Origin of the sequence: Citrobacter sp. SX206 (genome assembly GCF_024181025.1) — a bacterium.
GTDB lineage: Bacteria > Pseudomonadota > Gammaproteobacteria > Enterobacterales > Enterobacteriaceae > Citrobacter > Citrobacter youngae.
In genome coordinates this window covers 2,177,497-2,199,458 of record NZ_CP049738.1, presented here as the reverse complement: position 1 = coordinate 2,199,458, position 21,962 = coordinate 2,177,497, and the positions used below count along the sequence as shown (strand labels likewise).

Below are 21,962 nucleotides of genomic sequence, written 5' to 3'. Positions count from 1 at the left end.
ATGAAAGCCAGCCCCGGCCAGCCATGACACTGTGTGCGCTTCAATACAAAAATGAGAGAGATGTATGAACGCATTGTTGTACTGCCTGGTGGTCGTGATATGGGGAACGACATGGATTGCCATCTACCTGCAGCAAGGTCCGGTAGCTGCCCCGGTCTCTATCTTTTGGCGCTTTGCGGTCGCCAGTTCGGTGATGATCCTTCTCCTGCTGTTCAGCGGAAAATTGCGTAAGCTCTCCGGACGCGACCACCTGTTTTGTCTGTTACAGGGCGGGTGTGTTTTTTGCTTCAATTTCTGGTGTTTTTACACGGCCGCAGCGTGGATTAATACCGGTCTGGAGTCGGTAATTTTCTCGATGGCCGTGCTGTTCAATGCGGTGAATAGTTTTGTATTTTTTGGTCAAAAACCACCGATACGCTTTTATTTCGCCGCGGCGCTGGGGTTGACGGGTATCATCACCCTGTTCTGGCAGGATTTGGTCAATAGCGGCCTGAATCATACGCTGCTGTTGGGTATTGGTTTAAGCGCTCTGGGAACGTTTGGTTTTTCCCTGGGCAATATGATCAGCCTGCGCCATCAGAAAAAAGGGCTTGAAGTGATGACTACCAACAGCTGGGCCATGCTGTACGGTACCTTGCTAATTGCCATCATTGCACTGGTGCGCGAGGACAACTTTACGCCGCAGTGGACGTTCAGCTATCTTAGCGCGCTGTTATATCTGGCTATTTTTGGCTCGGTGATTGCTTTCGGCGCCTATTTCACACTGGTAGGACGCATCGGTCCGAGTAAGGCCGCCTACAGTACGTTACTTTTCCCGTTGGTCGCGCTGACGCTGTCAACATTGTATGAAGGATACGTCTGGCAGGTTAACGCTATTGCCGGATTAGTGCTGATTTTGCTGGGTAATCTGGTGATGTTTGCACGCCCGGAGGCGTTAGTGGGGAAACAGCTGTACCGTCGTCGGACGGCATAAAAAAGCGCACCATCAAAAGATGGTGCGCTCAGCATTACTGTTTTTTGTTGACATCAAACATGGAGGCGTCTGTCGCCATGTCATCAACAACTTTCTTCAACGTTTCGAACGCCATCGGCGTACTTTCGTTGTTCAGGTCCTTGCCTTCACCCTGACGTACCACTTTAATCACCGGCTTATTGGTTGCCGCATCGATCAATTCACCTTCAAAATAGAGGTGAGTATCCATGGTGCGGTGACCTGTCGCCATTTGTGTCCCCGCTACGAGTAACGCAACCGGAACGACTTCATAGAACTGCAGCCCTTCCTTGCTGGTTGCGACACCGGTAATCGCACCACGGAAAATCAGGCTGCGCGGGCCGGGGGTCGTCACCAGGGGTTTACGTTTACTAATGGCGGTTTTCATTTGCGTATTGGTATAGCTCAACAGTTTATCCAACACCTGTTGCCCAACCTGAGTCGTTGGTTTAGGAATCGGATAATAGGTTATCGGGTTATACACAATACTGTCATATTTGGACTCATTGAAGTTGGGATCAACCCAACGCAGCACAGGCTGTCCTGTTGCCGATTTCGTTTCCTTCAGGCCAGAGTAATCTTTTAAAAAACCTGAATATTTATCTGGCTGCGTGATTTTTGACGCACAGCCTGATAACGCCAGTAAACCCGTAAGTACTGCAACTTTAAATAAAGTTTGAGCACGCATGGAACGATCCCTTAGTATTTGCAGATATGCATCTGAAATAATAGCAAAAGGAAATCATTTTGGATGTGCGAAAAATGGTAAGCGCCACACAATTTTATTTTTGCGCTCAGCACAAAAAATGCTGAACGCAGAGCGTGGGCCATCAGCCGATTTTGCGGGCCAGCATAGTCGCAAAACGCAGTTTAATGCGATTGCCGTTTTCGTCTGTACGATGCAGTTCCCCCACGTCTTCGTTATATTTCAGCAGCTCCCATCCGCGGTAATAGTTGCGTAATTCCCCCGCTTTAAACGCGAACGGGAAGCCAACTGTGCACGGGAAATCATCGGTATCCATCGCCGCAACGATTAAGTTATATCCACCCTGTTTCGTGCAACGTTGCATATTTTCGATAAGCCCCGGAATGGTTTTCGCTTCGAGGAACATCAGCACTACGGTAGACAGGATAAAGTCGTATTCACCATCAAAACTCAACGCATTAAGGTCCGCGACGCTTGCCTGCAGATTAGTCAACCCTTCGGCTGCTTTGATACGCTCAAGGTTAGCGATGCTCATGGGATTTTTATCCCATGCTGTCACATCATAGCCGTTTGCCGCAAGGTACAGGCTGTTTCGACCGTTACCGCAGCCCAGGTCTAACGTTTTGCCTGGCTTAACAATTTTCGCCGCTTCAACGACATCGGAATGCGTACGGGTTAGATCGTATTTCTCAGTAAAGTAGTTTTCGTCGCAAAGGGTCATTATTTATCCTCAGATTTCAGTAATGCAGCACGCTCCGTGCGGATGAGCAGTTTCCCCTGCATCAACAATGCAAACGTACGTACCAGTAATAATGCAATGATAACATTGGTAAAAATAAACAGAGGGATCGACAGCATATGAAAAAATCCTGATTCGCTGCCGTGTCCCAGATGCAGCCCCGTTGTCGCCAGGGCCGACACGCCGAACGAGAAGCTCCAGAAAGACGCATTAAACGGCTGAGACAGATACCACGGCATGAGGCGTAGCATAAACAGCAGCTGCAGCAGACCATAGCCAAACAGCATTTTGGCCAACGTATCGCCCTCGCCGCCGTTGACGCTAAGCCAGGCGCTGCAGGCGACCAGCGCAGGTGCCAGCTGAATGCCAAGCGAGGTACGTAATGCCGTTGGCAGCTCGCCGCAACTGCGTAAACGCTGCAGGATCACCGGCTCGAGGCTGAGCCAGGAAAATACCCCTGCGCCCAAAAACACCAGTCCTGCGTCGTTGAAACCCAGCGCACCACAGGCCATTGCGCTAATAAAGTTATTGGCGACAGTCGGCAAATACAGCCCCGGTGTGGTGGCTTCTTCTGGGTGATCTCCGCGCCATAATCCTGCCGTTTGCCAGGCCGCGTACGCCAGTTGGATAACGACCCCAATGCTGAACAAGCCAAGCGCCAGCGGTCGATACCACGGGACAAAACCAATCGCGACCAGCATGGTTGTGGCCGGAAACAGACTGACAAAGCTACTCATCACTGGATGACGAATCTCCGCCAAAACGCTATGCGGAAAACGCAGTAAACGACTAAAAAAGGCCAGCGTCAGCAGCCCCCAAATGACCATGGCCAGGATGACTAACCCATCGCCTATCCAGTGGCTCACAGGCCACACCTGACTGGCATATCGCCACGCAAATCCCATCCCGATGATGCCCAGTACCATGCCAAAATAACCGGCCGGAAGATTAAGGACCCGATCACTATGCTTGTTATTACTCATTTTGTTTATTTTTTAAAGTATATTTGAAATGCATTTTATGGAAATTATGGTGATTTAGCCAGTACGGAAAACTTTGCTACGTTTAACTAAGGTACGCAACACGGAAATGAGCTATGACCAAATACCGTCTGAGCGACGAACCTCGCTCCTTCAGTTATCAGGATAATGGCAACAAAAGAAGCGTATTACTACGTCAGATAATTGCACTGATCGATTTTAATGATGTTCCGGCCGGCACGCCTGGTGGCTGGATTGATAATGAAGCCGTACTGGCGCAGTGCGGTGATTGCTGGATTTACGATGAGAACGCGATGGCATTTGCGGGGGCAACCATTTCTGGAAATGCCCGCATTACGCAGGCCAGCGTGGTCAGAGATGGCGCACAGATTGGCGGTGCCGTATGGATAGATCGGGCTGAAATTAGCCATGGCGCGCAAATACGTGACAACGTCACCATTCAAAATTCTGTTGTACGTGGCGAATGTTTTTTGTCGGGCGATGCACGTGTTTTGGGAGGCTCCGAAGTCATCGCCGCCAAAGGGTTAACCCGTGAAAGTGACCAGCCCCTACAAATATATGATCGCGCAACCGTAAACCATTCACGCATTGTGCATCAGGTGCAGATCTATGGCGATGCAACCATTGACTACGCTTTTATTGAACATCGCGCCGAGGTTTTTGATTGTGCCCACATCGAAGGTAATGAGGAAAATAACGTTTGGATCTGCGATTGTGCGAAGGTATACGGCAACGCCCGCATCATCGCTGGTACCGATGAAGATGCGATACCGACCCTGCGCTATAGCTCCCAGGTGGCTGAGCATGCGGTGGTTGAAGGTAACTGTATCCTGAAACACCATGTGCTGGTCGGGGGGCATGCAAAATTACGCGGCGGGCCACTCTTGCTGGATGGACACATCCTGATTGAAGGCCACGCCTGTATTCTGGGTGAAGTGCTGATCGAGCATCATATTGAGATAACCGGTCAGGCCCACGTTGAAGCCTTTGATGGTGATGCAATCCATCTGCGCGGGCCAAAAGTGATCAACGGCGAACAGCGTATTACGCGCACCCCCCTCGCCGGTTTATTCTGAAACGCTATCAATGATACGGGCATAGAGATTCACATCATGATAACCATCATTGAGAAACTCTGCCTGCTTTAAACACCCTTCCAGCTGAAAACCGTTGCGCAGCGCCACCTGGTTACTTTCCAGGTTATCGACGCGGCATTTAATAATGAACCGACGGATCTCGCCACGCTGAGCATAATGATGAATCAGTGCCTGTAGCGACCGGGACATAATACCCTGTCCCTGATGAACTTCATCCAACCAGTAGCCAATGTAAGCCGCTTTATTCAGCGGTTCTATTTGGTTAAATGAAATAACGCCAACCACTTCACCTTGTTTGAAGATAAGGAACATTTTGGCGTAGCCACGCTGGTGCAACATCATATTCCCCTGCACATTCTTACGCGTATCGTCCTCAGATTCGACAAGCTGCGGCCAGTTCAGCGACCGCTGGAGCCACACTTTATTTTTGAGCACCAGTCGATGCAAAGGCGTGACGTGTTGTTCTTCTACTGCCCGCAGTTCCAGCGTGTCACTGACTGTAATAATTTCTGACATGTTTATCTCCTTGGCGATTGTAAACGGGGGATTTCTGACTGGCAGTAGCCGATATTAATCTGCTTAGCGCCGTGGATGTTATATTTTTATGCTGTAACAGCAATCACTTAGAAACAATCTCTGGCGCGGAAGCCGTTACTCTGGATGTCCGGTTATCCCATGCCTGGATAGGCCGTAATGATGACAACAACACTTTCATTCTATTGCTAAGGAGCAAGCATGGCAGCACCTTTGGGTCGTTTAGCACTTATTCCGCTTTTACTGATTACCGCCTGTCACCAACCCATCCCCACCACGCAAGCGGGTCCTGTCCCCTTTGCCGTTAACAAACAACCGGTTGTAGATAATACCACGCTGGAAATTTCCCGTAGCGCGCTGGAATATAACATTCATAAGGTTCAGCAGCTGCTGGGAGACAAAACCCGGATGTGCGCCATTCTTAAAGGCGATGCGTATGGCCACGATCTCTCACTGGTTACGCCGGTGATGATGCAAAACGGAGTGCAGTGTATTGGCATCGCCAGCAACGAGGAGATTAGCATTGTTCGTCAGTCAGGCTATACATCGCAGCTGATGCGCGTTCGCAACGCGACGGAAAAAGAGATGCGCCAGGCGGCGGATTTTGATACCGAAGAGCTGATTGGCAATCTGGATATGGCTAAACGTCTGAGTGCAATTGCCCAGGAGAAAGGGAAAACGATTCGTATTCATCTGGCCCTGAACTCTGGCGGTATGTCACGAAACGGTCTGGAAGTCAGCACCGCGGCAGGTCTGGAAGAGGCCCGCGCCATTTCCACGTTACCCGGTCTGAAAATTGTTGGCATCATGTCACATTTCCCGGAAGAAGATGCGGCGGTGGTTAAACGCGATCTGGCCCGTTTCAATACGCAATCGGCCCAGGTACTCAAAATTACCGGGCTTAAGCGCGAAGATGTCACCCTGCATGTCGCGAATACGTTCGCCACCCTGACCGTTCCTGAATCCTGGCTCGACATGGTGCGTGTTGGCGGTATCTTTTATGGCGATACCATTGCCAGCACCGAATACAAACGCGTCATGACGTTTAAATCCGCAATCGCGTCGGTAAACCATTACCCCAAAGGAAATACCGTCGGCTATGACAGAACCTATACCCTTAAACGTAATTCCGTTCTTGCCAATATTCCGACTGGTTATGCTGATGGTTATCGTCGCGTGTTCAGTAACGTGGGGCACGTATTGATCCACGGCCAGCGGGTTCCTGTACTGGGTAAAACATCCATGAATACCGTGATTGTTGATGTGACCGATCTACCGCAGGTTGCCTCCGGCGATGAAGTGGTGTTATTCGGTAAACAGGGAAATGCGCAGGTGAGCGCAGAAGAAGTCGAAGAAATTAGCGGCGCGCTGTTCACTGAAATGTCGATCCTCTGGGGGGCGACAAACAAACGCGTAATGGTCGATTAACACCTAAAACAGGAAGGGCTTCCTTTTCTCGCTGGAAGCCCTTTTACACAGTGAGCACAGTACTATTTAGCTCTCACTGACACTCTCTCTTTGCAAAATTTTGAGCAAATCTTCCTTCAGGTGAAGTTTCTGTTTCTTAAGACGAACAATGTCCAAACTGTATCCCCGACCATCCGAACCTTCCAGTCTGGAAATCTCATGATCAAGGCTGTTGTGTTTTTCGAATAAGGACAGAAAACGAGGATTCTCGGATTTCAGTCGGGAAATAAGGTCTCTGTATTCTGGAAACATACTTTCTCCCTGTTAGTGGACAAGAACGTGTATAAGAAATACACACCTTCAGCTTATCGGTTTGAGTCAGGGAAAAATGCGAGCAGGATCGAGTAAATAGTGTACAGAATTTTTTAAGAAAATGACGAACATGGCTCCCCGTCAGGAGAGCCATAAAGGTGAGGATCAACGCATTTCGCGGTCGTCAACGTACTGACGTTTATCCGGCGCTGGTGGGAAGTACTGATACAGCCAGGTTTCACTGATGGCGTCGCCCTGACAACGCAGGAACATACGCATATCTACCGGATCGGTTGAGTCAGAAGTCGGATACCAGTCAAACTGAATGCGGTAGCCGTCGATAGGTTCAACGTAGAGGATCTCAATCTGTTTCGCTTCACCACTCGAAAGCGTAATTACCGGTTCAATACCTTTCGGCGCGGCGGCTTTTAAATCTCCACCAACGAAATCAACGGCAAAACGTCGTGCCCATTTTTCCGGGTAGTGCTCGCCCGGCGCCCATCCTTCCGGGAAGCCGCCCATACCTGTACGGGTCGCCATCACGCGAGCCAGCGGAGAGCGCACCGGCGGCTGAGCGCTCCAGTACAGGCGATATTTGAATTCCAGTTCATCGCCGGCTTTGATCTTCTTCTCCGGCTGCCAGAAGCAGACGACGTTATCCAGCGTTTCACCGGTCGTCGGGATCTCCATTAAGCCAATGGTTCCCTTGCCCCACTGGTTACGTGGCTCAACCCACAGGCTTGGGCGCTTGTTGTACCAACCCATAATGTCCTGATAGTGGGAGAAGTCACGATCCAACTGCAGCAGGCCAAATCCGCGCGGGTTGTTATCGGTATAGGCATTAAACTGCAGTTTTTGCGGGTTATTCAGCGGACGGCAGATCCACTCGCCATTGCCCCGCCACATCGCCAGACGGTCGGAGTCATGAATTTTCGGGTGAATGGTGTCACACATCCGGCGTTCATTGTTACCACAGCTGAACATGCTGGTCATCGGCGCAATACCGAGTTGCTTGATGTCTTTACGTGCATAGACATGATTCTGTACATCCATGATCACCTGCGTTTTCTCACAGTGGATCACAAACTTAAACGCGCCGGTCACGCTTGGGCTATCGAGCAGTGCATAAACAGTAAATGAAGTGGCGCCCGGTTTAACCGTTTCGAACCAGAATGCGGTGAAGTCCGGGAACTCTTCTTTGCTGTCGGTATACGTATCAACCGCCAGACCACGCGCCGACAAACCGTACTGATAGGTGTCATCTACGGCGCGAAAATAGCTGGCACCGAGGAAAGACACGACATCGCGACGAGCCAGTTCAGGCGCTTTGAACACGCGGAAACCGGCGAAACCGAGATCGGTTTGCCCTTCCAGCTGTTTGGTATCCACACCGGCATCGTTGTACTTGAAAAGCTCCGGGCGGAAGTGGATCTCACGCGCCATATGCGTACTGTCATCAACCGAGTACATGCGTACGCGGCGACGGAAGCCCATTCCCACATGGAAGAACTGCGCGTCAAGTTGACGATTTTCAACGTTGTTCCACAGTGACTGTTCTGCGTCGTACTGAATACTGTTGTAAGCCTGCGGCGTCAGTTTAGCCAGCGTATCCGGCAATGCGCGCGGCGCGCCGCCCCAGGGTTTCTGTGCTAAATCATGGGCCATCGATTGCAGAACGGAAAAATCAAAACGTACGGTTTTTCCGTCTGCAATGTCAGACTCTGCCGCATAGGCGGCGCGGGAAAAGAGTGATGCAATACCACTGGTTCCGCACACGGCGGCCACTGCCATTGAACCTTTAATAAATCGTCTGCGATTCATGCCTGAAAGTGAGTCCTTCTGGTCGTGTAAATGGTCCCGCGCCGGTCAAAATCTGCGGCAAGAGAGTGCACATTTCTGACCGCTCACTCTAGACAAAATTCATTAATAATCCAATTGTTGGTCGACGATTATCTGTACAAAATCGAAAATATTTTATGTCGATGAGAACAGGCCGAATCCCGTGTAAATTCAGTTAAAGTAAACCACACCGCCGTTTACTGCGTTCTTCTGCCTCCTGATACAGCGCAAACTCATCATATACTGCGCAGCCCAGCGCCTGTTCAAAGGCATCGCGGCTGGAATTACCGTGGCTGCGCGCCTGCGTTTCATTACCCAGATTAGACTGGAAAATCCCTGCGGCGCTCACGGGCAAAAAATCCTCGTAGGTGATGGGTTGCGCAACCAGCCACCCTCGCTCAATGAGCGGCTGCGGGTCGTCATCCGGACGGATAGCCTGCCGATGCGCCTCGCCCGACGGCGTCAGGCGATAACGGAACCAGGCAAGCCCTTGCTGGCGCAACAGAAACTCGCTGTCCGGGAACGCTTTAAACACGTCCTGAAGATGCAACTGGTGCGTCAGGTTATCTTTCCCCGTCCCCGCTTTACTCAACAGTTCGTCGTACAACGCCCGGCCCTTTGGCGTCAGCGCCACACCACGTTGCTCGATTTCGCCAAAACGTGCTGTGTGAGTTCCACGCATTTCGCCGGCAAACAACACCGGTTCTTCCAGCGCCTTAAAGCTGGTCTGGCGCAGCAAGATAGGCACCTCGCGCCGTGGTGGGCCTTCAATGAGAATTTTCGGTGCAATACCGCACTCCGGCATCATCGACTGCACCCGATCGATATCCAATGTACGCGGCGTCAGATGGTTGATATGACAACCAGGGAAGCACACCACATCGGCAATCAGTCGATGCTCGTTATGCAAGGCATGATACGTTTGTTCATCTACGGTGGCGTGTTGATGCCAACGGAATGTTTCCAGTGCCTCATGCACAAATTCCTGAGTTTGTGCGGGTGTGAAACTACCCTGTGCATCAAACTCATCCAGCAGTTCGTGACAACGACGCGTGAAAATATCACGCTTTGCAAGGATCTCCGCTGCCTGCTGGCGCAACACCGTGTTCTCGATTAATTCGAGGCGTAATAACGAGGTAAATACCCGGAACGGGTTGCGCGAAAGCGAAGCATCGTCGATGGGACGAAACGCCGTGGAATGGACGGGGACGCCGGCCTGGGAGAGATCGTAATAGCTAACCGGATACATCCCCATAATGGCAAACATCCGCCGCAGTGTAGACAACTCCTGCGCAGTACCGACCCGAATTGCCCCATGGCGTTCAACATTGAGCCGTGCCAGTTCATCCGCATTGGCCAGTTTTTCATGCAGCGTCGGATTATTTTCCAGTACCGCCAGATTCACATCAGCGACAAGTTCCAGCAACGTGCCATACTGCGGGACTTCCTGCTGGTACATTGCTGACATTGCCTGCGAAAATTGTTCCCGAATCTCATCAGCCGTGATGGTGTTCGCCATAATGTCATGCCTCCAGTGAATATTACCTGGAGTGTAGAAAACGCCGCTGAGTCCGGTGGGAAGAATTTACAAACTGTGATCCCGCATAAATTCCCCCCACCCACAAAGGCAGTGAATTGAAGCTTACTGACGCGGTTTTAACTGACGTTCCAGCCATGGCAACATCTGTTTTTTACGACTGAGCATGCCTTCGACCTTGCAGGGTTGCGGTAACTCTGACAACTCAGATCCAGCGAACCACAGGCTGGTATCGCCAAGATTGATGTCCGTCAGCATCAGTACCACCAGCGCAGCCTGATTTTCCTCAGCATAACGGGTCATCTCCTCGCGGAGATCGTCCAGCATACCGTCAACCTGGCGCAATGCATACAGCTCGAGTTGCGCCACGCAGACTTTATGCCCATGAATGGTGAACGTTTTAATGTCTTTATGCAGCAGCTCACGGGCACTCATGTCTTCGACGCTGGTTTTGGCCGACAACAGATCACGGCTAAAAGCGTCCAGATCCACACCCGTTTTTTGGGCCAGAGCACCCACCGCCTGGCTGTCATCCGGTGTAGTAGTCGGCGAGCGAAGCGTGACAGTGTCACTTAAAATAGCCCCCAGTAGCAAAAAAGCCTCCGCAGACGACAGCTGACTGCGCTCGTCATCCGCCATCAGTTGCCACAACAACGTCGCACTGCTGCCAACAGGTTTGACCCAGACCTCTGGAGGAAGACGAGTCACTAATCCGCCGAGTCGATGATGGTCGATGATACCAACGACATTGCTCTCAGACAGCGATTCCGGCCCCTGTGTCGGTTCGGTGAAATCTACCACCCAAACATCCTGATCGGTCAGCGGAAACGAGAGTCGTTCGGGCATGTCCAGTCCTGCATGCGCAAAGATAAATTGCGTTTCGCGGTTCGGTTCGCCCAGACGCCATGCCGTCGCCTGCCGGCCGCGTAACGTAAGCCAGCGAGCTGTCATTGCCGCGGTGCAAATGGCATCGCTATCGGGGTTAAGGTGCCCTATTACATGGATCATGGTCAGTGCCTTGTGATGATGGATGATGAAAAAGCGAACAATTGTCCGAGTATAACGACTGGCTACATTCCCTTCCATGATCCCACTACGCGGTCATGCTGTACAAAACATAAGCAAAATAAATCAGTTGTAAGTAAAACACGTTAAATGTTAATAATATTTTGCTATCAAGTTATCAAAAACAAACAACTTCACTTGTCACCAATACGGCTCTGTTTTTAACATCGCTTATGGAAAAAAATGTTCTGTTCAATCAGCGCATTCGCTTGCGCCATCTTCATACTTTTGTCGCCGTTGCCCAACAGGGAACGTTGGGACGTGCGGCCGAAACCCTTAACCTGAGTCAACCAGCCCTCTCCAAAACACTGAACGAACTGGAGCAACTGACCGGAACCCGACTCTTTGAACGCGGTCGCCTTGGTGCACAATTAACGTTGCCCGGCGAGCAGTTTCTTACCCATGCGGTAAGAGTGCTTGATGCACTCAACACTGCCGGGCAGGCATTAAATCATCGTGAAGAATCTCAGAATGATGTCGTGCGTATTGGTGCCTTGCCAACAGCTGCGTTGGGTATTCTTCCAGCGGTAATCGGTCCGTTCCATAAGCAGCAAATGGAGACTACTCTGCAAGTTGCCACCATGAGTAATCCCATGATACTGGCCGGTTTAAAATCCGGGGAGATCGACCTCGGTATTGGCCGTATGGCCGATCCGGAATTGATGGTCGGTCTGAACTACGAACTGTTATTTCTGGAATCGCTCAAACTGGTCGTGCGCCCTAACCATCCATTGTTACAGGAAACCATCACGCTGAGCCGGGTGATTGAGTGGCCAGTGGTGGTTTCGCCGAAAGGAACCGCCCCTCGCCAGCATGCTGAGGCATTGTTGCAAAGTCAGGGCTGTAAAATGCCGCCGGGTTGTATTGAAACGCTGTCAGCATCGCTCTCCCGTCAACTGACGGTTGATTACGACTATGTGTGGTTTGTCCCTTCAGGCGCGGTTAGAGAAGATCTGCGCCAGGCAACGCTGGTGTCATTGCCAATTCCCACCCACGGTGCGGGTGAACCCATCGGTATTCTTACTCGTGTCGATGTGCAACTCTCTCAGGCCGCCCAGATCCTTATCGCCGCAATACGCAAAACCGTACCTGTTTAATCGTATTGATGATTGGGTCTGTTATTACCGGCAGGCCCACCCCATGTAAATGTTCAATATATGGACGGTAAAACCGTCATAAAACACAGCTAAAAGCGTATTTTTCCTTACAAGTAAATTAAGCAATGCTTATTATTGATGATATCTCTGTCGAATAATGGCGGATGAAATTCTCTACACAAACTTACATCTATAAATTTTCTTTTAGAATTCAATGAGGAATAAAAAATCAATCTAATTAATTTAATACTATATTACATTAAATAATTAGCTATTGCCCCTAATCTAATTCTTAAAAAAAACAACTACAGCTTCACCCGCTATTCAGTCAGAATCTCACGACATATAATGTTTTCGCCATTTAATTTGTTATTAAGGAAAATAACGTGAAATTTGTTAATTGTTTAAGCGCAGTAGCGCTTCTGGTCGCAGGTGCTACTTTTCAGGCCCAGGCGGCTGGTTCTGATTCTGCAAACATTGATTTTTCAGGAAATATTACATCATCAACCTGTGATGTCAGTATTGATGGTATTTCTGCTTCCAAAGAGGTCAAACTGCCAGATATCACTGTTCCTGCGATGCAAGCGGCTGTCAGTAGTCCTGCGATGAAAACCAAATTTCAGATCACCGTTAAAAACTGCGCCACTGAACCAGCGGGTGGTAAAGTAAAAGGGCAATTTTCAACAACCGGTAATTACAATAGCACCAGCAAAGCATTGTTAAACGCTGCCGCAGGAGATAAAGATGCGGGTTTCCAGGTAGAAGATACCGCAACCAGTACCATTATCGATTTTACATCAGCCACACCGCAATCTGAAGCTACTTACGATACCACCAACGGTGCAGTATTTAATTATACCGTCGGTTATATCTACTCAGGTTCTGGTACGCCGACTGTTGGTGTAGTGAAAGCGAATACCACCTTTGTAACAACCTACCCCTAACAAGCTGTATAAGATCAACATTAGTTAATAACTCTGCTGCAACTTTAATTCAAGGTTGCAGCTATTTAACCAAGACACAAATGATATGATTCCACAAAATACATTCAGATTAATTATATTTTCTGCCGCTATCTCTTTTAGCTATTCGTCAGTCGCCAGCATAGTGATTAACGCTACCCGTGTCATTTACCCTTCCGACGCGAAAGAGGCGCTCATTAAAATGGTTAATCAGGGGCAACAACCTTTATTAGTCCAGTCCTGGTTAGACGATGGTCATGAAGATGTTGATCCGCAAACCCTAAACGTTCCTTTTATCGCCTCCCCCCCAGTCAGTCGGGTCGATCCTAAACAGGGACTGACCGTACGCTTAAACTGGGACGGGCAACCGTTACCCACCGATCGTGAAAGCGTGTATTGGTTTAATGCACTTGAAATCCCCGGAAAAAATAAAGATGCCGCTAAATCAAATCAGCTGCAGATAGCGCTGAAAACCCGCATCAAGGTTTTTTATCGCCCCGCATCCCTTCCTGGTTCGGCGGATGACGCAATCCAACATCTGAAATGGAGCCTTGCAAACCAAGGTAAACAAATTTGGGCGACGGCGAAAAATGACTCTCCTTATTTTGTTTCGCTTGTTGGCGCTAACATCACTTCCGGGGGGAAAAAATACAAAATTGAGCCCGACATGGTCGCCCCTTTTTCCAGCGCCAGCTATGAAGTGAAAACGCTCACCACTCCCCGGCTAGAATCCGTTTCATGGACAGCAGTCAATGATTACGGGGCTAACGTTGACGTAACGGATAAATAAAAAACGCGTGCAAGGATTGCTCTATGTCAATGTCAAAACACCGGTTAGCGACCTCAGTATGGGTATTATTGGCTATTTGTCAGACAGGATTTGCTGACGATAATTACATTGAATTCAACGATGACTTTATCTTCAGCAATGCAGGTAAAAAATCGGCAATCGACGTGTCACAATATGCGCGCGGCAACCCGGTGAAACCCGGTATATATACCGTCTCAGTTTGGATTAACGGTGAGCAACAGCAAACTGCAAAGATCCAGTTTATTGACAACCACACCCCGAACGCGTCTCCCTGCCTGACTCGTGAGGTGCTCGATGAAGCAAACGTTGATGTAAGCAAACTCCCCACGGCAGATGCGGACGAAGGTGAATCGCAATGCTATATACTGGCGGATTATTACCCCTCATCCAGCGTGAGTTACGATCCTAATTCACAGATCCTGATGCTCACAATTCCGCAACTGTTTCTCGTCAGCCACCCTGCGGGTTATGTCAACCCCGCACGCTGGGATGCCGGTATTCCTGCTGCAATACTGAACTGGAGCTTCAGCGGTTATCACAGTGAAAACGACGGTAGCGCTTCTGACAGTGGTTATCTGGGGCTCGGCTATGGTCCCAATTTGGGAGCATGGCGGTTACGTTCCAGCGGCGCGCTGAACTGGACAAAAGACGATAGTGCAACCTGGGACAACTACGATCTCTATTTAGCACGGGATTTACCCCCTATGCGGGCACAAATGGAACTGGGCCAGGTCACCTCTCGCAGCGAAGTACTGGATAGTATCGGCATTAAAGGCGTACATCTGTATAACGACAAACGTATGGATCCACATGACGGTCGCTACGTTCCCGTCATCAACGGCGTGGCTAACAGTAATGCCAAAATTACCGTACGACAGCAGTCTCGCATCATCTATGAAACCACCGTTCCCCCAGGTCCTTTTGCCCTGAAAGATTATTATGTGGCAATCAACGGCGCTGACCTTGACGTTACCGTGGAAGAAGCTGATGGGTCAAAACGGTTATTCACCGTACCGTATGCCTCTGTTGCTCAGTTAATGACCAAGGGTGAAGTTGACTGGGATTTTGCCGTTGGGACATTAGACAACAATGACAACAGCGACTCCCCATGGGTGCTCACCACGAACGGTAATTATGGACTGAGCGATATTTTCACGCTGTATGGCGGCATACAGTCAATGGAAGAAGACTATCTGGCGGGGATGCTGGGTCTGGCGATGAATACGCGTCTTGGTGCTATCGCAGTCGATGTTATCCACTCTCGCGCTTCACTTGAAGATATTGGCGCTCTGCAGGGGCAGAGTTACCGTGTAAGCTACAGTAATGTGCTGGACGCAACACAGACCAATTTCAGCTTTAGCGCCTATCGATACAGCACCAAAGATTACCTCTCGCTTAATGACGTCATCTCTTTGCAAAATAGCATCGATAGTTATAGCGACGATCACGATACTAACCGTAACGATGCGTATCGCAACAGCTACAGCCATTCCAAGAATGAGCTTCAGGCTAACGTCAATCAACCGATCAACCTTAACGGTGAAGATTACGGTTCATTTTATCTCAGCGGCACCTGGACGAGTTACTGGGGTAGCTCAGACAAAACGTCTCAGTATTCGCTGGGCTACAGCAATACTTTCCGCTCCATCTCGTGGAATATCTCGCTGCAGCTCAGTTATAACGAATGGGGCGATGAAGATGACAGCCTGTACGTTGGGTTGAGTATTCCTTTTGGTAGCAACGCTCAAAACGATCAACCAGCATTCTCCAGTCTGAACCTCAGCGCCAATAGCGACTTTAGCGGCAACAACGGTTTCACCAGTACGGCCAGCGGCAACAGTAGCAACAATAAATGGAACTACAGCCTCAGCACCACCGCTAACCAGGCCAGCCAGGGAGAAGACACCTATTCCGTCAGCGGATATTCCACTTATAACGGCGCGCATGGATCGACCAGCGTTTCCGCTACAGTCGATAAAAATCATAACCAGCAGTATTCCCTAAACAATAACGGCGGTGTGCTGTTACACAGCGGTGGATTGACGCTCTTACCGGGTAATGTCAACGCACAAAGCGCCATAGCCCTTATTGAAGCGCAAGGTGCAGATGGCGCGACCACCACCAATGGGTATGGTGAGATTGACAGTGCCGGATACGCAGTTGCCACCAGTCTTTCACCTTATGCCGAGAATACCGTCGGACTGGATCTCAGCACCATCAAGGCGGACGTCGAAGTGAAAAATACCTCCGCCGCCGTGGTTCCGCGCGATGGTGCCGTGGTGAAAGTCACCTTCGCCACCCAGCAAGGTCAATCGGTGTTTGTCACGCTCAGACGTAGTGATAACAGTTTCATTCCATTGGGCGCGAACATTCTCAATGAGCAGGGAAAATCCGTTGGCGCAATGGGTCAGGCGGGCCGCGCCTTTTTACGCGGGATCGAACAACGTGGCAGCCTGAAGGTTATTTGGGGGAGCGACGCGGCAAGCTACTGCGATGTGACCTACCAGATCCCTGACGCGCCCGCGATGATCGGAAAATCAATTCATCTGGAGACGTTAGTTTGCCAGATGCCAGGAGCCGGAAAGTAGCTTATGCGCCAGGTAATGCTTGTTTCTTTTCTATTATGCAGCCCGCATCTCTTTGCGGCGGATGTCGTGGTTAACTTTAAGGCCAATTTGCTTGCTATGACCTGCACCGTCAATATTGTTGTTGGTTCAAGCAAAGCGGTGAACCAGACCATCGATTTTGGTGTATTAACCCGCGCAGAACTGGAGGCTCAGGGCGCTAACACGCTGAAAGATTTTTCGTTGCAGTACAGCAACTGTACGATCGGCTCCAGTACAAACCAGACAGTGACCTGGATGAAAACGGGAATTAAGGCCTCTTCTGTCTACAGCGGTTATCCAACCGAACTCAAGGGTGGGGATAACGGGGCAGCAGCGGTTTTGTATCGTTCTGGCTCCCCAAACTCTCTGTTGGTTCTCAATAGTAGTACTCCGCTTGACTGGACCTCGACTGAGCGCACCAATAAAACCCTGAATCTGGTCTTATCTCTGCGTCCAACGTCTTACTCAACCACCGCGACAAGTGGCACCTTCAACGGTTCGTTGACGTTCACTACCACCTATCAGTAGGAGCCACCATGAAATTTATCCCAACAGTCTTATTGCTGATATCCACACCGCTATGGGCCGCAATCAGTACCAATACAAATGTATTAACGGTTAAGGCGGAGCTGGTTACCGGTAGCTGTTATATTGCCGCTTCTGATATGGATTTAGGTGACCTGGACGCAAGCGAATTCTCTGCGGGTGGCGCATGGGCGGATTTATCTGCCACTGCGCAGGGAAACGTAACATTAGCAGGGCAAATGCTTACTCTGAGCTGCGACTCAGGGTCCGTTGCCAAATCTCTGGTAATGAGCATCAAACCGCAAAAGGCGCAGCTAACCGGTAACCAGATCTTCCCTAATGAATATACAGGGCCAACAGGGCGAGTTAAATCAACAACCGCAGCAGGTAATGTTGGCGTTGTCGCTTTTTTTGACGGAAAAAATGTTTTAAATAAAGACAATACTTCCGAAGTTATTATCGATAGTAACTATATTGGTACCGATGACAATAAGGTCCTTCCTATCCTGCGCGCCCGCTTCCAGAAAATAGATTCATCAAAACCGGTCACTCCAGGTGGAGTATTAAGTCAGGTGCAAATCAGCGTGAGCTACAAATAATGGATAAACGGCAGGTTAATATGAGTTCGATGATTTCACGATCAATTTCTTTTATGACATTGCTGCTGAGCGGAATTTATTCATATCAGGTGCAGGCTAAGGAGTGTATTTTTGAAGACATTAATACCAGCACGATAAGCGCAGGAACGTTAGTCGTGAATAGTTATAACCCATCCAGTACAACACCCGTGCTATTGGGGACGCTCAGCGCGGGCAAGTATGGTTACTTAAACTGTGGTACCGGTAATGATGGTTCTGATTTTTATGGAAGATCCACAGCAACAAGCGGTACGCAGTCCGATAGTTATACCAGTACCAGCGGCAGTACAAAATATAGCTACAATAGAGTTTTTTTTCCAACGAGCATACCTGGAATATATTATAACATTTACATAGCTAATTCTATTAATGCTATTTATACAGCTTATATTCCGTCTAATACGAGTTGGACACGTGAGATCGATAATGCTGCAGATGGAGATTTTCCTGTTGGATTATACATCGAAGTTTGGCAGCGTGGGGTGGTTTCCTCAATAGGTAATGGTGAAGCGCATCCTGTTATAAATGGTGAAGTAGGCAGGTTTAAAGCAGGGGATGAAAATATAACTAGTCAACAGATTGTCGCCACAGTAAACGCTTCTTCATTCACCGTAAAATTCGCCGCGCCAACCTGTAACCTATCCGTTTCCCCCACCACCATCGACTTTGGCGATGTGGGTAATGACAAACCACGAAAAACCTTCACCTTGAAAAATAGCAACTGCGTTAATGCTTCAGGGGTTACCCTTAAACTGACGTCGACCAAAGCGGCTTATGATAATAGCGGGTTGTCTATTCTCGCCAATACCACAACTGGCACCTCAGCAGCGGGCGGACGGGGAGTGGCGGTGTCTTACGAGGGATCGTCCCGGCAATATCTGTCGGCGAATGACACAAATTCTTCAGTGTCCATCGACTTTGGTTCCATCGTAACGGCGAAAGATATCACCATGGCCGGATTACTCACCTGTACCTCCGCCAGCAACAACAGTACCTGTGATGACTACACCCCCGGAGCCTTCACCGCCGTAGGCACCCTCAGCGCGACGTACAAATAAATAAGAAATCCGGTAATACAAAGAATCGTATTACCGGATGACTGACCTGTCAGAATGTTTCCCAGTTATCCGTATTTACCGTGTTTGATTTTGGCAGTGAAACCGATGGATTAACGGCAGGTGTAACGCGTTTAATTGCGCTTGTCCCGGTTAAATGGAATGTGCCGACGGCTTCCGTTAAGCGTGCGGCCTGCTCTTCAAGAGAGGCCGCAGCGGCCGATGCTTCTTCAACCAGTGAGGCGTTTTGCTGCGTGACCTTGTCCATCTCTGAAATCGCCTGGCTCACCTGGACAATGCCCCGGCTTTGTTCATCAGAGGCCGCCGCAATTTCCAGCATAATGTCGGTGACACGTTTTACCGCATCGACAATATCCGTCATCGTATTGCCTGCCGCGACCACTTCTCCGGATCCCTGGTCAATCAGTCGGACTGATTCGCTGATCAACCCTTCTATCTCTTTTGCCGCCTGGGCGCTGCGGCTTGCTAACGTACGTACCTCACTGGCTACGACGGCAAACCCTCTCCCCTGCTCGCCTGCCCGCGCCGCTTCGACCGCTGCGTTCAGCGCCAGGATATTGGTCTGGAAGGCAATGCTGTTTATAACGGCGGTAATTTCGGAGATTTTCTTCGAACTTGTTGAGATATTCCCCATGGTTTTAACCACGCCAGAGACCATCTGACCGCCCCGGCTGGCCTTGCCGGAAGCATCTTCCGCCAGCGTGCTCGCATGATGTGCGTTGTCGGCGTTTTGCTTCACCGTAGCCGTCAGTTCTTCCATGCTGGCCGCCGTTTGTTCAATCGCCGCGGCCTGTTGTTCAGTTCGTGAAGAAAGATCGGTATTGCCCGCAGAAATCTCACTGGTACCACGGTAGATTTCTTCCGCCCCCTGACGTACCGTGCCCACCGTTTTCCCAAGCGATCGTTGCATTGTTTGCAGATGACGGCTCAGGCGACCAATTTCGCTGCGCCCGGTTGGTTCCTCCGGCATCGTCAGATCGCCCGCTGAAATTTGCTCAATACGCTGGGCCGCACGTAACAAAGGATGAATAACGGTACGGCGCAAAACAATGAACGTCATCACGGTCAGCGCCAGCGCAAGAACGAATGCGCCCAGCATAAAGGCCATGCCAAGCTGTGTACGTTGGTGCGCCTGTTCGCTTAACTGATTCGCCCTTGCGGTACGAATATCGATCGCCTTTAACAACACCTTGTTGTAAGCAGAGTCCAGCGGTCTGGCCTGTTCATTTTCATGGTTGATGATCGCCTCGAACATACCGTTTTTAGCGTGCTTCAGCATAGGCTGTAAGCCGTCGATATAGGCTTTGAAATTGGCGCTCAGTTCAGCGTCTAACGCCTCTCCGTCAGTGGTTTTCACCGCACGCGCCATATAGGTATTAAAACCGTCCTGCGATTGCTTAATACGTTTTTCTGCCTCGGCAATATTGGCCTTCATGTCATCCATTTCAGCAATACGGCTCGCCGCACCAGCATGGATCATGTTGATACGCGCGGTGCGTAAGTGGTTAGAGCTGTTAGATAACCCCATCCGAACCTGAATCTCATCGGTTACATCGCGCTGATCGCGATCGGCCTGCATAAGAAAATAACCTGCCAGCCCGGAACTTAAGGCGAACAGCAGAAGGATGCCACCGAGAATGGAGGAAAACAGCGGAACCAGCCGGATTTGATGCAGAAAGCCCAGTTTATGCTGGGCTTGCATCGATGTAGTGTTGTCCATGACCGTCGACTCTCTTGTAGGGTTTATGCGTGAAAACACGCCCGTTAGATAGTCATCGGCAATCCGGGAAGTTTACTTACCGTGAAAAGCGCCGGATTCGTCACACTTTCACAACATCATTCAAAGAAATTCAGGAAAGTGCCAGCGGTGAAATCCGCTGGCCAATGAATCAGTTATCACCAAAATGGATAACGGTACGGATGGATTTACCCTGATGCATTAAATCGAACGCGTCATTGATCTGCTCCAAAGGCAGGCGATGCGTAATAAACGGATCTAACTGAATTTTTCCGCTCATTGCCTCTTCGACCATACCCGGCAACTGAGTGCGCCCTTTTACGCCGCCAAACGCGGAACCGCGCCACACGCGACCGGTTACTAACTGGAACGGACGTGTTTTGATCTCCTGACCGGCACCCGCCACGCCAATGATGATGCTTTCGCCCCACCCTTTATGGCAACACTCCAGCGCCGCACGCATCACGTTAACGTTGCCGATACACTCAAAGCTAAAGTCCACGCCACCGTCGGTGAGCTCAACAATCACGTCCTGCACCGGCTTATCGTAATCGTTCGGGTTGATGAAATCGGTCGCGCCCATTTCACCCGCCAGTTTGAATTTCTCCGGATTGGTATCAACGGCCAGAATACGCCCGGCTTTTGCCTGCACCGCGCCCTGAATCACCGCCAGGCCAATACCGCCCAGACCAAATACGGCTACGGTATCGCCTTCCTTCACTTTCGCGGTGTTATGGACCGCGCCGATACCGGTGGTCACGCCACACCCCAGCAGACACACTTTATCCAGCGGAGCCTGCGGGTTAACCTTCGCCAGCGAGATCTCTGCGCAAACGGTATATTCGCTGAAGGTACTGGTGCCCATATAGTGATAAATCGGCTCGCCGTTATACGAGAAGCGCGTTGTGCCATCCGGCATCAGACCTTTGCCCTGTGTCGCCCGCACGGCCTGACACAAGTTAGTTTTACCCGATTTACAGAACTTGCACTCGCCGCACTCTGCGGTGTACAGCGGGATCACATGATCGCCCGGTTTCAGGCTGGTGACGCCTTCCCCCACTTCAACCACAATGCCGCCGCCTTCATGGCCCAGTACCGCCGGGAACACGCCTTCCGGATCGTCGCCTGAGAGCGTAAAAGCATCAGTATGGCACACGCCGGTGTGGGTAATTTTAACCAGCACTTCACCTTTCTTTGGTGGTGCGACGTCGATTTCAACAATTTTTAACGGTTGACCGGGGCCAAATGCAACTGCTGCACGTGATTTCATTTGTCTCTTCC

Annotated in this window: 20 protein-coding genes; 10 read left to right on the top strand and 10 right to left on the bottom strand. The window is 50.1% G+C overall.

The window, feature by feature from the left end; all coding sequences use genetic code 11:
- Positions 1-64: 64 nt before the first annotated feature.
- The gene (locus G8S19_RS10780; RefSeq protein WP_253686553.1) at positions 65-973 is read left to right on the top strand and encodes a DMT family transporter; all 909 of its coding nucleotides are present in this window, start codon (positions 65-67) and stop codon (positions 971-973) included.
- A 34-nt stretch (positions 974-1,007) separates the two neighbouring features.
- Here G8S19_RS10780 and G8S19_RS10775 read toward each other — a convergent pair whose 3' ends face one another.
- The 3 genes from G8S19_RS10775 to tehA form a co-directional block, all read right to left on the bottom strand.
- Positions 1,008-1,679, bottom strand: a complete 672-nt coding sequence (locus G8S19_RS10775; RefSeq protein WP_048211592.1) for a DUF3313 domain-containing protein — start codon at positions 1,677-1,679, stop codon at positions 1,008-1,010.
- A gap of 142 nt (positions 1,680-1,821) precedes the next feature.
- Entirely contained in the window at positions 1,822-2,418 is a 597-nt protein-coding gene (gene tehB, locus G8S19_RS10770) for a tellurite resistance methyltransferase TehB (RefSeq protein WP_061067948.1), read from the bottom strand.
- The gene (tehA, locus tag G8S19_RS10765; protein WP_061067949.1) at positions 2,418-3,419 is read right to left on the bottom strand and encodes a dicarboxylate transporter/tellurite-resistance protein TehA; all 1,002 of its coding nucleotides are present in this window, start codon (positions 3,417-3,419) and stop codon (positions 2,418-2,420) included. Before tehA ends, tehB begins: the two co-directional genes overlap by 1 nt.
- Positions 3,420-3,532: 113 nt before the next feature.
- Between tehA and ydcK the strand changes: the two genes are divergently transcribed.
- Positions 3,533-4,513 (top strand): YdcK family protein, encoded by a 981-nt coding sequence (gene ydcK, locus G8S19_RS10760; RefSeq protein ID WP_124021188.1) that lies wholly within the window; start codon positions 3,533-3,535, stop codon positions 4,511-4,513.
- On the opposite strand, the gene rimL is transcribed toward ydcK, so the two are convergent.
- The gene (gene rimL / locus G8S19_RS10755; protein WP_115602013.1) at positions 4,505-5,050 is read right to left on the bottom strand and encodes a 50S ribosomal protein L7/L12-serine acetyltransferase; all 546 of its coding nucleotides are present in this window, start codon (positions 5,048-5,050) and stop codon (positions 4,505-4,507) included. The two genes, ydcK and rimL, sit on opposite strands and share 9 nt — an antisense overlap.
- 219 nt (positions 5,051-5,269) lie before the next feature.
- Between rimL and alr the strand changes: the two genes are divergently transcribed.
- Positions 5,270-6,496 carry an alanine racemase gene (gene alr, locus G8S19_RS10750; protein ID WP_124021187.1) on the top strand — a complete coding sequence of 409 codons (1,227 nt, stop codon included), beginning with the start codon at positions 5,270-5,272 and terminating at the stop codon, positions 6,494-6,496.
- A 66-nt stretch (positions 6,497-6,562) separates the two neighbouring features.
- Here alr and G8S19_RS10745 read toward each other — a convergent pair whose 3' ends face one another.
- The 4 genes from G8S19_RS10745 to G8S19_RS10730 form a co-directional block, all read right to left on the bottom strand.
- Entirely contained in the window at positions 6,563-6,787 is a 225-nt protein-coding gene (locus G8S19_RS10745; RefSeq protein ID WP_003020276.1) for a YdcH family protein, read from the bottom strand.
- A 165-nt stretch (positions 6,788-6,952) separates the two neighbouring features.
- The gene (locus tag G8S19_RS10740) at positions 6,953-8,608 is read right to left on the bottom strand and encodes a glucan biosynthesis protein D (RefSeq protein ID WP_253686551.1); all 1,656 of its coding nucleotides are present in this window, start codon (positions 8,606-8,608) and stop codon (positions 6,953-6,955) included.
- A 193-nt stretch (positions 8,609-8,801) separates the two neighbouring features.
- The gene (locus G8S19_RS10735) at positions 8,802-10,145 is read right to left on the bottom strand and encodes a VOC family protein (protein ID WP_101742148.1); all 1,344 of its coding nucleotides are present in this window, start codon (positions 10,143-10,145) and stop codon (positions 8,802-8,804) included.
- A gap of 123 nt (positions 10,146-10,268) precedes the next feature.
- Positions 10,269-11,171 (bottom strand): manganese-dependent inorganic pyrophosphatase, encoded by a 903-nt coding sequence (locus tag G8S19_RS10730; RefSeq protein WP_124021185.1) that lies wholly within the window; start codon positions 11,169-11,171, stop codon positions 10,269-10,271.
- A gap of 230 nt (positions 11,172-11,401) precedes the next feature.
- Between G8S19_RS10730 and G8S19_RS10725 the strand changes: the two genes are divergently transcribed.
- From G8S19_RS10725 to G8S19_RS10695, 7 genes are all read left to right on the top strand, one after another.
- Complete coding sequence (locus G8S19_RS10725) at positions 11,402-12,325, top strand: LysR substrate-binding domain-containing protein (protein ID WP_048211583.1); 924 nt, start codon at positions 11,402-11,404, stop codon at positions 12,323-12,325.
- Positions 12,326-12,711: 386 nt separating this feature from the next.
- Complete coding sequence (locus G8S19_RS10720; protein ID WP_003836101.1) at positions 12,712-13,269, top strand: fimbrial protein; 558 nt, start codon at positions 12,712-12,714, stop codon at positions 13,267-13,269.
- 85 nt (positions 13,270-13,354) lie between these two features.
- Complete coding sequence (locus G8S19_RS10715; protein ID WP_032935666.1) at positions 13,355-14,077, top strand: fimbria/pilus periplasmic chaperone; 723 nt, start codon at positions 13,355-13,357, stop codon at positions 14,075-14,077.
- A gap of 23 nt (positions 14,078-14,100) precedes the next feature.
- Complete coding sequence (locus G8S19_RS10710; RefSeq protein ID WP_253686549.1) at positions 14,101-16,686, top strand: outer membrane usher protein; 2,586 nt, start codon at positions 14,101-14,103, stop codon at positions 16,684-16,686.
- 3 nt (positions 16,687-16,689) lie between these two features.
- Positions 16,690-17,232, top strand: a complete 543-nt coding sequence (locus tag G8S19_RS10705) for a fimbrial protein (RefSeq protein ID WP_124021183.1) — start codon at positions 16,690-16,692, stop codon at positions 17,230-17,232.
- A gap of 8 nt (positions 17,233-17,240) precedes the next feature.
- Positions 17,241-17,828 (top strand): fimbrial protein, encoded by a 588-nt coding sequence (locus G8S19_RS10700; RefSeq protein WP_048211578.1) that lies wholly within the window; start codon positions 17,241-17,243, stop codon positions 17,826-17,828.
- On the top strand, positions 17,828-18,925 hold the full coding sequence (locus tag G8S19_RS10695) for a pilus assembly protein FimA (RefSeq protein WP_124021182.1): 1,098 nt from the start codon (positions 17,828-17,830) through the stop codon (positions 18,923-18,925). The genes G8S19_RS10700 and G8S19_RS10695 overlap by 1 nt, the downstream gene beginning before the upstream one ends.
- 49 nt (positions 18,926-18,974) lie before the next feature.
- Here G8S19_RS10695 and G8S19_RS10690 read toward each other — a convergent pair whose 3' ends face one another.
- On the bottom strand, positions 18,975-20,663 hold the full coding sequence (locus G8S19_RS10690; protein WP_253686547.1) for a methyl-accepting chemotaxis protein: 1,689 nt from the start codon (positions 20,661-20,663) through the stop codon (positions 18,975-18,977).
- 169 nt (positions 20,664-20,832) lie between these two features.
- Complete coding sequence (locus G8S19_RS10685; protein WP_048211575.1) at positions 20,833-21,951, bottom strand: S-(hydroxymethyl)glutathione dehydrogenase/class III alcohol dehydrogenase; 1,119 nt, start codon at positions 21,949-21,951, stop codon at positions 20,833-20,835.
- Positions 21,952-21,962: the final 11 nt, after the last annotated feature.

Bases quoted from the DNA above. Each gene is read 5' to 3' on its own strand.
- G8S19_RS10715 (WP_032935666.1), top strand. From the start codon at position 13,355: ATGATTCCACAAAATACATTCAGATTAATTATATTTTCTGCCGCTATC.
- G8S19_RS10730 (WP_124021185.1), bottom strand. From the start codon at position 11,171: ATGATCCATGTAATAGGGCACCTTAACCCCGATAGCGATGCCATTTGC.
- G8S19_RS10780 (WP_253686553.1), top strand. From the start codon at position 65: ATGAACGCATTGTTGTACTGCCTGGTGGTCGTGATATGGGGAACGACA.
- G8S19_RS10695 (WP_124021182.1), top strand. From the start codon at position 17,828: ATGGATAAACGGCAGGTTAATATGAGTTCGATGATTTCACGATCAATT.
- ydcK (WP_124021188.1), top strand. From the start codon at position 3,533: ATGACCAAATACCGTCTGAGCGACGAACCTCGCTCCTTCAGTTATCAG.
- G8S19_RS10700 (WP_048211578.1), top strand. From the start codon at position 17,241: ATGAAATTTATCCCAACAGTCTTATTGCTGATATCCACACCGCTATGG.
- G8S19_RS10725 (WP_048211583.1), top strand. From the start codon at position 11,402: ATGGAAAAAAATGTTCTGTTCAATCAGCGCATTCGCTTGCGCCATCTT.
- G8S19_RS10710 (WP_253686549.1), top strand. From the start codon at position 14,101: ATGTCAATGTCAAAACACCGGTTAGCGACCTCAGTATGGGTATTATTG.
- tehA (WP_061067949.1), bottom strand. From the start codon at position 3,419: ATGAGTAATAACAAGCATAGTGATCGGGTCCTTAATCTTCCGGCCGGT.
- G8S19_RS10775 (WP_048211592.1), bottom strand. From the start codon at position 1,679: ATGCGTGCTCAAACTTTATTTAAAGTTGCAGTACTTACGGGTTTACTG.
- G8S19_RS10705 (WP_124021183.1), top strand. From the start codon at position 16,690: ATGCGCCAGGTAATGCTTGTTTCTTTTCTATTATGCAGCCCGCATCTC.
- G8S19_RS10690 (WP_253686547.1), bottom strand. From the start codon at position 20,663: ATGGACAACACTACATCGATGCAAGCCCAGCATAAACTGGGCTTTCTG.
- rimL (WP_115602013.1), bottom strand. From the start codon at position 5,050: ATGTCAGAAATTATTACAGTCAGTGACACGCTGGAACTGCGGGCAGTA.
- G8S19_RS10740 (WP_253686551.1), bottom strand. From the start codon at position 8,608: ATGAATCGCAGACGATTTATTAAAGGTTCAATGGCAGTGGCCGCCGTG.
- tehB (WP_061067948.1), bottom strand. From the start codon at position 2,418: ATGACCCTTTGCGACGAAAACTACTTTACTGAGAAATACGATCTAACC.
- G8S19_RS10735 (WP_101742148.1), bottom strand. From the start codon at position 10,145: ATGGCGAACACCATCACGGCTGATGAGATTCGGGAACAATTTTCGCAG.
- alr (WP_124021187.1), top strand. From the start codon at position 5,270: ATGGCAGCACCTTTGGGTCGTTTAGCACTTATTCCGCTTTTACTGATT.
- G8S19_RS10685 (WP_048211575.1), bottom strand. From the start codon at position 21,951: ATGAAATCACGTGCAGCAGTTGCATTTGGCCCCGGTCAACCGTTAAAA.
- G8S19_RS10745 (WP_003020276.1), bottom strand. From the start codon at position 6,787: ATGTTTCCAGAATACAGAGACCTTATTTCCCGACTGAAATCCGAGAAT.